This window comes from Thermodesulfobacteriota bacterium (assembly GCA_036482575.1).
GTDB lineage: Bacteria > Desulfobacterota > GWC2-55-46 > GWC2-55-46 > JAUVFY01 > JAZGJJ01.
In genome coordinates, this window is the sequence record JAZGJJ010000020.1 from 1 (window position 1) to 7,925 (window position 7,925).

At 60.8% G+C, this 7,925-nt stretch carries 10 protein-coding genes and 1 tRNA gene; 7 read left to right on the top strand and 4 right to left on the bottom strand.

The window, feature by feature from the left end:
• The 6 genes from V3W31_00715 to thiC form a co-directional block, all read left to right on the top strand.
• The coding region (locus V3W31_00715) for a [FeFe] hydrogenase H-cluster radical SAM maturase HydG (GenBank protein ID MEE9613460.1) at positions 1-211 on the top strand (211 nt) is incomplete at its 5' end.
• Positions 212-234: 23 nt separating this feature from the next.
• Positions 235-435, top strand: a complete 201-nt coding sequence (gene thiS, locus V3W31_00720; protein ID MEE9613461.1) for a sulfur carrier protein ThiS — start codon at positions 235-237, stop codon at positions 433-435.
• A gap of 40 nt (positions 436-475) precedes the next feature.
• Entirely contained in the window at positions 476-1,246 is a 771-nt protein-coding gene (locus tag V3W31_00725; protein MEE9613462.1) for a thiazole synthase, read from the top strand.
• A 20-nt stretch (positions 1,247-1,266) separates the two neighbouring features.
• Positions 1,267-2,040, top strand: coding sequence for a prolipoprotein diacylglyceryl transferase (gene lgt, locus V3W31_00730; GenBank protein MEE9613463.1), 774 nt, complete (start codon positions 1,267-1,269; stop codon positions 2,038-2,040).
• Entirely contained in the window at positions 2,037-2,690 is a 654-nt protein-coding gene (gene thiE, locus V3W31_00735) for a thiamine phosphate synthase (GenBank protein MEE9613464.1), read from the top strand. The genes lgt and thiE overlap by 4 nt, the downstream gene beginning before the upstream one ends.
• A complete protein-coding gene (thiC, locus tag V3W31_00740) occupies positions 2,677-3,966 on the top strand; it encodes a phosphomethylpyrimidine synthase ThiC (protein MEE9613465.1) in 1,290 nt (429 codons plus the stop codon). The genes thiE and thiC overlap by 14 nt, the downstream gene beginning before the upstream one ends.
• A 39-nt stretch (positions 3,967-4,005) precedes the next feature.
• On the opposite strand, the gene V3W31_00745 is transcribed toward thiC, so the two are convergent.
• The gene (locus tag V3W31_00745; protein ID MEE9613466.1) at positions 4,006-5,469 is read right to left on the bottom strand and encodes a diguanylate cyclase; all 1,464 of its coding nucleotides are present in this window, start codon (positions 5,467-5,469) and stop codon (positions 4,006-4,008) included.
• A 90-nt stretch (positions 5,470-5,559) separates the two neighbouring features.
• Between V3W31_00745 and V3W31_00750 the strand changes: the two genes are divergently transcribed.
• Positions 5,560-5,634: transfer RNA gene (locus V3W31_00750), tRNA-Thr, on the top strand.
• A gap of 3 nt (positions 5,635-5,637) precedes the next feature.
• Here the strand turns inward: V3W31_00750 and V3W31_00755 are convergent.
• The 3 genes from V3W31_00755 to dapA all read right to left on the bottom strand — a co-directional run.
• Entirely contained in the window at positions 5,638-6,414 is a 777-nt protein-coding gene (locus V3W31_00755) for a DsbC family protein (protein ID MEE9613467.1), read from the bottom strand.
• Positions 6,415-6,428: 14 nt separating this feature from the next.
• Positions 6,429-7,232 (bottom strand): 4-hydroxy-tetrahydrodipicolinate reductase, encoded by an 804-nt coding sequence (gene dapB / locus V3W31_00760; GenBank protein ID MEE9613468.1) that lies wholly within the window; start codon positions 7,230-7,232, stop codon positions 6,429-6,431.
• A 9-nt stretch (positions 7,233-7,241) separates the two neighbouring features.
• Positions 7,242-7,925, bottom strand: a 684-nt coding sequence (gene dapA / locus V3W31_00765; protein MEE9613469.1) for a 4-hydroxy-tetrahydrodipicolinate synthase, incomplete at its 5' end; no start/stop codon positions are given.

The window sequence follows — 7,925 nt, forward strand, 5'->3', positions numbered from 1 at the left end:
CACCGCCGGAGGTATGAAGGGTTTTTGCCAGGCGAACGCCATACTCACCTTGAAGGAGTACCTTCTCGACACGGCGAGTAACGGCAGGGGTGAAGCGCTCGAAAAGGCGCTCGACCTTGCCATGGACGAGATAAAAGACCCGGCCATGAGGCAGGAGGTCCTGAAGAAGGTTAAGGAGATTGAAGAGGGCAAGAGGGACCTCTACTTTTAGAAGAATGCGGGTTATGGAAATAAATGGAAATTAGAGTGAACGGAGAGGTAATGGAAGCAGGGGAGGGGGCCACGATCGATTCGCTCCTCACCGGGCTTGGTATAAGGCGGGACGGCATGGCCGTGGAGCTTAATCGTGAGATAGTCCCGCGCGGACGCTACGCCGAGACCGCGCTCGCTGACGGCGACGCCGTGGAGGTCGTACGCATGGTCGGCGGGGGCTGAACGAAAACCATCATACGGAGGAGATAGAGAGGAGATAGAGATGACGGACACGTTCAAGATAGGCAAGTGGGAGTTCACCTCCCGCCTTATGGTAGGGACGGGCAAGTACGCCACCAACGAGCAGATGAAGGAGGCACTCGAGGCCTCGGGCGCCGAGGTGGTGACGGTGGCGGTGAGGAGGGTGAACCTCGACCGGAGTAGCGAGTCGCTTCTCGACCACATAGACACCTCCCGCTACACGCTTCTCCCCAATACGGCCGCCTGCTACACGGCCGAAGAGGCCATACGTACGGCACGGCTCGCCAGAGAAGCGCTCTCAACGGAGCTCATTAAGCTCGAGGTAATAGGGGACGAGAGGACGCTTTTCCCGGATAACGAGGCCCTCCTTGAGGCCACGAAGGTCCTCGTAAAGGAGGGTTTTACCGTGCTCCCCTACACAAGCGACGACCCGATTATGGCGAGGAAGCTCGAAGAGCTCGGATGCGCGGCGGTCATGCCGCTCGCCGCTCCCATAGGGAGCGGGCTGGGGATACGGAACCCGCATAACATACGGATCATACTCGAATCGGCCGGGGTGCCCGTCATAGTGGACGCAGGGGTTGGTACGGCCTCGGACGCGGCCGTGGCCATGGAGCTCGGATGCGACGGGGTCCTTATGAATACCGGCATAGCCGCGGCAAAGGACCCGGTCAAGATGGCCCGGGCCATGAGGCTCGGGGTGGAAGCCGGAAGGCTCGCATACCTATCCGGCAGGATGCCGAAAAAACTCTACGGTTCGGCATCGAGCCCGATCGAAGGAACTATCGAATAAATAACGGACGGAGGTCTCGCTTGCACCCTGTACTCTTCGATTTCGGCCCGGTCCAGATACGTTTTTACGGGCTCATGTACGTCGTCGCCATACTGGTCGGCAGCTATATCGTAAAGTCCGAGGTGAGGAGGAAGGGCATCTCCCTTACCGACGACGACGTAATGAACTTCGTCATCTGGACGGTCGTTAGCGGGGTCGTCGGGGCGAGGCTCTACTACGTCGTCTTCAACTGGGGCTTTTACGCCGCCAACCCCGTGGAGATACCGGCCATATGGCACGGAGGGCTGGCCATTCACGGGGGGCTCATAGGCGGCTTTACCTTCGCGTGCTTTTATCTCAGGAGCTACGAGGTTAATTTCTGGCGCATGTCCGACGCCGTGGCCCCGGCCATAATACTCGGGCAGGCGTTCGGCCGCTTCGGGAACTTCATGAACGGGGACGCGCACGGACGCCCGACGGACATGCCCTGGGGGGTGGTCTTCCCGCCCGAGAGTATCGCCGGGAGGGAGTTCCCCGGTATACCCACCCACCCCGCCATGCTCTACGAGATGACGATAAACCTTTCCATCTTCCTGTTCCTCTGGTTCGTCATGAGAAAGCAGGAGCGTGGGAACGGTTTTATCTTCGCCCTCTACCTGATTATGTACTCCATCGGGAGGTTTTTGGTCGAGCACTTCAGGGCCGACAGCCTGATGCTCGGTCCCTTGAAGGCCGCCCAGGTGATGAGCATCGTGCTGGTACTCGCGCTTACGGCGGTTATAGCGGGGAAGAAACTCTGGACGCGTACCGGATGACGGGCGTTGGCTTCGAGCTCTACCTTATAACGGACAGGCGTCTTACGCGCGGCAGGACGCTTACGGAGGTCGTCGAAGAGGTCCTCAAGGCCGGGGTAAAGGCGGTGCAGCTCCGGGAGAAGGACCTTCAAGGGGGGGAACTTCTCCGTATGGCAAAGGAGTTGAGGCGCGTTACGCGAAACCACGGAGCGAAGCTCCTTATAAACGACAGGCTCGACGTGGCCCTCGCAGTAGGCGCCGACGGGGTGCATCTCGGGCAAGGGAGTTTTCCCCCTCGTAACGTTCGATCGTATCTCGGGGAGGGGAAGCTTATCGGGGTCTCGACCCACGGAGTGGAAGAGGCGATAAGGGCCGAGGAAGAGGGCGCGGACTTTATAACGCTCGGCCCGGTATACCGTACGCCGTCCAAGGAGCGCTACGGCCCGCCGGTGGGCCTCAATACCCTGAAAGAGACGGCGGGGAAGGTAAAGATACCGGTATTCGCCATAGGCGGCGTAAAGAAGGACAGGATAGAAGAGGTCATCTCCAGCGGGGCTTCGGGCGCGGCCCTTATATCGGCCGTTATCGGGGCGGAAGACGCGGGGAAAACCGCCGGAGAGATTCTCGTGGAACTAAAAAGGAGTAAAGGAGTCGACCATGACAAGGCTTGATCTGGCCCGCGAGGGCAAGGTAACCGAAGAGATGAAGGAGGCGGCCCTCGGAGAGGGCGTGGAGCCGGAATACATACGCCGTGCCATGGTGGAAGGCACGGTCGTTATAACCCGGAGCGCCCTCCGTCGCTCCATAGCGCCGCTGGCCATAGGCACGGGGCTCAGGACCAAGGTGAACGCCAATATAGGCTCCTCCCAGGACCACGCCGACCCAGAAGATGAACTTAAAAAACTCCGGGCCGCCGTCGGCGCCGGAGCCGACGCGGTAATGGACCTCTCTACCGGCGGAGACGTGAGTGCCATAAGAAAGGCGATACTCGCCGAATGCCCGGTGCCGCTCGGTACGGTCCCCATATACCAGGCCGCTCTCGGGGCGCGGGACAGCGGAAAATCCTTCGTCGAGCTCGACAGCGAGGAGATATTCGAGAGCATAGAGAAGCACGCCGAGGACGGAGTGGACTTTATAACCGTGCACTCCGGGGTGACGCGCCGGTCGGTCGAGAAGCTCAAAAAGAACGGCAGGATAATGGGGATAGTCAGCCGTGGCGGGGCGCTCACCCGGGAGTGGATGGACTTTAACCGTAAAGAGAACCCGCTCTTCGAGGAGTTCCCGAGGCTCGTTAAGATCGCCAGGCGCTACGACATGGTCCTTAGTCTCGGCGACGGCCTCAGGCCCGGATGTATAGACGACGCGACCGACGGGGCGCAGATAGAGGAGCTCACCACACTCGGCGAACTCGCCGACGTAGCGCGGGCCGAGGGAGTCCAGGTCATGATAGAGGGGCCGGGCCACGTCCCGATGGACCAGGTGGAGGCCAACGTGCTCCTTCAAAAGAGGCTCTGCCGGGGCGCGCCGTTCTACGTGCTCGGGCCGCTCGTTACGGATATAGCGCCGGGCTACGACCATATAACCTCGGCCATAGGCGGGGCAATGGCCGCCGCCGCCGGGGCGGACTTCCTCTGCTACGTCACCCCGAGCGAGCACCTCCGGCTCCCCACGATAGAAGACGTGAAGGAGGGGGTCATAGCGTCCCGGATAGCGGCCCACGCGGGCGATATCTCCAAGCGGGTACCCGGGGCGAGGGAGAGGGACATACGGATGAGCAGGGCCAGGAAGGCGCTCAAGTGGGATGAGCAAATAAGGCTCTCGATAGACCCGGAGAGGGCCGGGGCCTTGAGGGCGTCGAGCCCGCCCGGGGACGAGGACGTGTGTACGATGTGCGGAGCTCTATGCGCGATAAAGATCGAAGGTACGGGAGGGGGGGCAGGGGGATGATCCCCGTAGGGGATGACCTCCGAGAGGACTACGCCGGGTTCAACCCTTCTTGCCCCTTACCGTAATCCTTACGCAGTTCTTCCCCGCGTTCTTTGCCTCGTAAAGGGCCTTGTCGGCGAGGTTTACCAGGTCCTCCGCATCGGTAACGCCTTCGGCCGGGTATGAGGCCACGCCCATGCTGACGGTGATGTTCTCCTTGCCCACCCTGACGTACCTGTTGTGTTTCCCGATGAACTCCCTTATCCTCTCGGCCTCTTCGGCGGCGCCTTCGAGTGTCGTCTGCGGCAGTACGACCGAGAACTCCTCCCCGCCGTAACGCGCCACTATGTCGGTCTTCCTCACGCAGTTCTTTATCATCGTACCGATCTCTTTCAAGACGAGGTCGCCGGTACGGTGTCCGTAGTTGTCGTTTATCTTCTTGAAGTCGTCTATGTCCATCATGATAAGGGAGAGGGGTATGGAGTAGCGCACCGCCCTCTGGAACTCTTCTTCGAGCCTGGTGTAGAAGAAGCTGTGGTTGTAGAGCGAGGTGAGCTGGTCGGTTATGGCCATCTCCTTTAAGTGTTCTTTCTCTTTCTGTATCTTCTCGAAGAGCTGTACGTTCCTTATGGCGTTGTACGAGGCGCTGGCCACGCTGCGGCAGAGTTCTATCTCTCTCCTGGTAAAACCCTTTTTGAACCTCATGGCCCTCAGGAAGAGCGTGCCCAGGACTTCTTTATTGAAGACGAGCGGCACCACCAGGATGCTCATGCCCTTGAGCTGCTCCATGTGCTCCGTAACGCCGCTCATGAGCGGGTGCTCCGCCATGTCCTCCAGCGCGAGCGGGTGACGGGTGGCCATCACTTCCTTGATTTCCGGGTACTTCGATAGGTCTATCTTGAGGTCGCCCTTGATGGGCTCGTCATGGGAGGCGAGCACCTTGCCCTCGGTATCCTTCGTGATGAGCACTATGGAACAGCGTACCGCGTCCGTTATCTCGGCCACCTTCTTTACGATGATGTCCAGGACCTTGGAGCTGTCCATCGTGGAGGAGACGGCGCCGGAGATGGCCAGCACGGTCTCCAGGTTCTTCTTGTCTTCCAGTATGTGGCTGTAAATTTCGCGTATCCTTATCTGCGCCCCGACGGTCGTAACGAGCTCCCTCTCGTTCACGGGCTTCATCAGGAAGTCGTCCGCGCCGAAGGAGATGCCGTCTTCTATTACCCCCCTGTCGCCCTTGTTGAAGGTGACGACGATCGAAGGCCTGTTCGGGGGGCTGACGCTCTTCGTCATCTCGCATAGCTCGCCCCCCTCCATTTCCGGCGGGGCGATGTCCAGCAGTACCACGGCGGGCCGCCACTCGTCTATCACGCCCAGGACGTCCCGCCCCGGGGGTTCCTGCCGGGTTGCGTAGCCGTGGACGCCGAGGAGTCCTTTCAGCCTGTCACTCGCCTCCCGGTCGTCGCCTACTATGAGGACCCTGTCGTGCCGGAACGCGCTGTCGGTTTTTTTAACGGTATGCATCGTCGGTTTCCTTCTGCCCCCCCATATGCCCCCCTGCGTACCTTAAAGGCCTTGACAAAGAGTGCCCCTTACCTTACCATTCCGCTGAGGGCCGGCGTAGCTCAGCGGTAGAGCAACTGATTCGTAATCAGTTGGTCGGCGGTTCAATTCCGCCCGCCGGCTCCACTTCTATTGCGGGCTCTCCATAAGCTCCAGCAATTTGTCTGCGTCCACATAGCCCGACAGGAACCTCCCGTCGGGGAATATCACGGTCGGGGTCCCCCCGATACCGAGCTTCTTTACGAGTTGTATGTTATCGTCTATCGCCGCGGCCTCGCAGTCCGCCTCGGGCAGCTCCTTACCCGCGAACGCGTCCTCGAGAAGGTCGAGCGACTTACCGCCGCACAGGATGGCCTTCGCTTTCTCGTATGCCTCGGGGTGTATGCTCAGCGGGTAGAGCTTTATGAATACGACGATGTCCTTCCTCCTCTCGACTATCTTCTTCAACTCCGCGTGGAGCTTCTTGCAATAGGGACAGTCAGGGTCGTCGAAGACGATTAGCCTCTTCTCCGCATTTTCGTCTCCCATGACCAGCGCGTCATCGAGCGGTATGAGGCTCGTGTCGAGCTTCCTCAGCGTCTTCGGTTGGCCTATGTCCGCCAGCCGGGTGAAGCGTCCCTCGACCATGTGTTTTTTCGCGAAGTCCACGTACACGATAATCCGCTGGTTTCCCCTCATAAGCTCGACTTCCCAGAGCCCCCCTACGGGGCTGATCCGTATCGCCTTTACCTCGGCCTGGAACCTTCTGGTCTGGAGCAGGGTGGACGCCTCCTCATTGCTGAGGCTGTGGCAGGCCTTGCAGTCCCCGGAGCAGCCCTCGCCCACGAAGGCGTAGACCTCATCGGCCCCCGCGGACGCAATGGCCATGACGGCCAGAAGCCCCAGTAGATAGAAAGATCTAATCATATTGCCCTCCGTAATTATTTAAGCCCCAGCACGTCCTGCATGTCGTAGAGCCCGGCGGGCTTATTGGCGACCCAGACCGCGGCCTTAACCGCTCCGCTGGCGAAGGTGCTGCGGGAGTGGGCCCTGTGTACGAGCTCTATCCTCTCGCCGGGGCCCGCGAATATCACCGTATGGTCGCCTACTATGTCGCCCGCCCGCACCGTCTGGATGCCTATCTCCCCGTCCCCGCGTTCCCCGATAATGCCCTTCCTCTCGTACACCGCGACCTTGTCGAGGTCCTTCTTGAGCGCATGGGCGGCGACCTCGGCGATGCGGAGCGCCGTGCCCGAGGGGGCGTCCTTTTTGTGCCTGTGGTGGAAGTCCACTATCTCTATGTCGTAGTCGTCTCCGAGGATCGAGGCGGTGTCCTCCACGAGTTTCAAGAGCAGGTTCACGCCCACGCTCATGTTGGGGGCCATGACCACGGCCGCCTCCCTCGCCAGGTCCTTGACCCTGTCCCTCTGGGCGTGGGAAAGGCCCGTTGTGCCGATGACCATGGCCTTCCCGTACTCCACCGCCATCTCGAGGTTGGCCAGCGACGCCTCGGGCGTGGAGAAGTCTATTATGACGTCCGCCTTCTTGAACGCCCTCTCCGGGCCGGTCGTTACCTTTACCCCGACCTTGCTTATGCCGGCCGTGTCTCCGGCGTCCTTGCCCACCGCCGGGTGATCGGCCACCTCAAGGGCCCCAACGAGCGAGGTCTGCCGGTTCTCCCGGACCGCGCCGACGATACTCTTCCCCATCCTGCCGGCGGCGCCCGTAACGGTTACGTGTACCATCGATTCTCCTTATATGAGCCCGTAGGCCCTGAGCGCGTCTTCGACCCTGCGCCTGTTATCACCGGCCATGGTTACCAGCGGGAGCCTGAACTCTTCGCCTGCCTTGCCCATGAGCGCCAATGCGGTCTTTACCGGTATCGGGTTGGTCTCCACGAAGAGGGCCTGGGTGAGCGGCAGGAGCTTGTAGTGGAGCTTCCTGGCCTCCCCGGTCTTGCCGGAGAGCGCAAGCGAGCACATCTCGGCCATGTCCGCCGGCGCCACGTTGGAGACCACGGATATGACGCCGCGGCCGCCTACTGCGATAAGCGGCAATGTCGTGGCGTCGTCTCCCGAGAGCACGCAGAAACCCTCTTGCGAGAGCTTTATTATCTCGCTTATCTGCTCGAGGTCCGCGGTGGCCTCCTTTATCCCGGCTACGTTCTTCTCCTCGGAGAGCCTGGCCACGGTCTCGGGCAGCATGTTGAGCCCGGTCCTGCTCGGCACATTATAGAGTATAAGAGGTATGTCGACCTCCCCGGCCACGTGCCTGTAGTGCTCCAGGAGCCCCCGCTGCGTGGGCTTATTGTAGTAGGGGGTTATGAGGAGCGCCGCGTCGGCCCCGGCCTTCAGGGCGTGCTTCGTGAGCATCACGGTCTCCGAGGTGGAGTTCGAGCCCGTGCCCGCTATGACCGGCACGCGACCGGCGGCGGTCTC

Excerpts from the sequence above, each read along its gene's own strand:
- thiS (MEE9613461.1), top strand. The coding sequence starts at position 235 with ATGGAAATTAGAGTGAACGGAGAGGTAATGGAAGCAGGGGAGGGGGCC.
- V3W31_00725 (MEE9613462.1), top strand. The coding sequence starts at position 476 with ATGACGGACACGTTCAAGATAGGCAAGTGGGAGTTCACCTCCCGCCTT.
- thiE (MEE9613464.1), top strand. The coding sequence starts at position 2,037 with ATGACGGGCGTTGGCTTCGAGCTCTACCTTATAACGGACAGGCGTCTT.
- thiC (MEE9613465.1), top strand. The coding sequence starts at position 2,677 with ATGACAAGGCTTGATCTGGCCCGCGAGGGCAAGGTAACCGAAGAGATG.
- V3W31_00745 (MEE9613466.1), bottom strand. The coding sequence starts at position 5,469 with ATGCATACCGTTAAAAAAACCGACAGCGCGTTCCGGCACGACAGGGTC.
- V3W31_00755 (MEE9613467.1), bottom strand. The coding sequence starts at position 6,414 with ATGATTAGATCTTTCTATCTACTGGGGCTTCTGGCCGTCATGGCCATT.
- dapB (MEE9613468.1), bottom strand. The coding sequence starts at position 7,232 with ATGGTACACGTAACCGTTACGGGCGCCGCCGGCAGGATGGGGAAGAGT.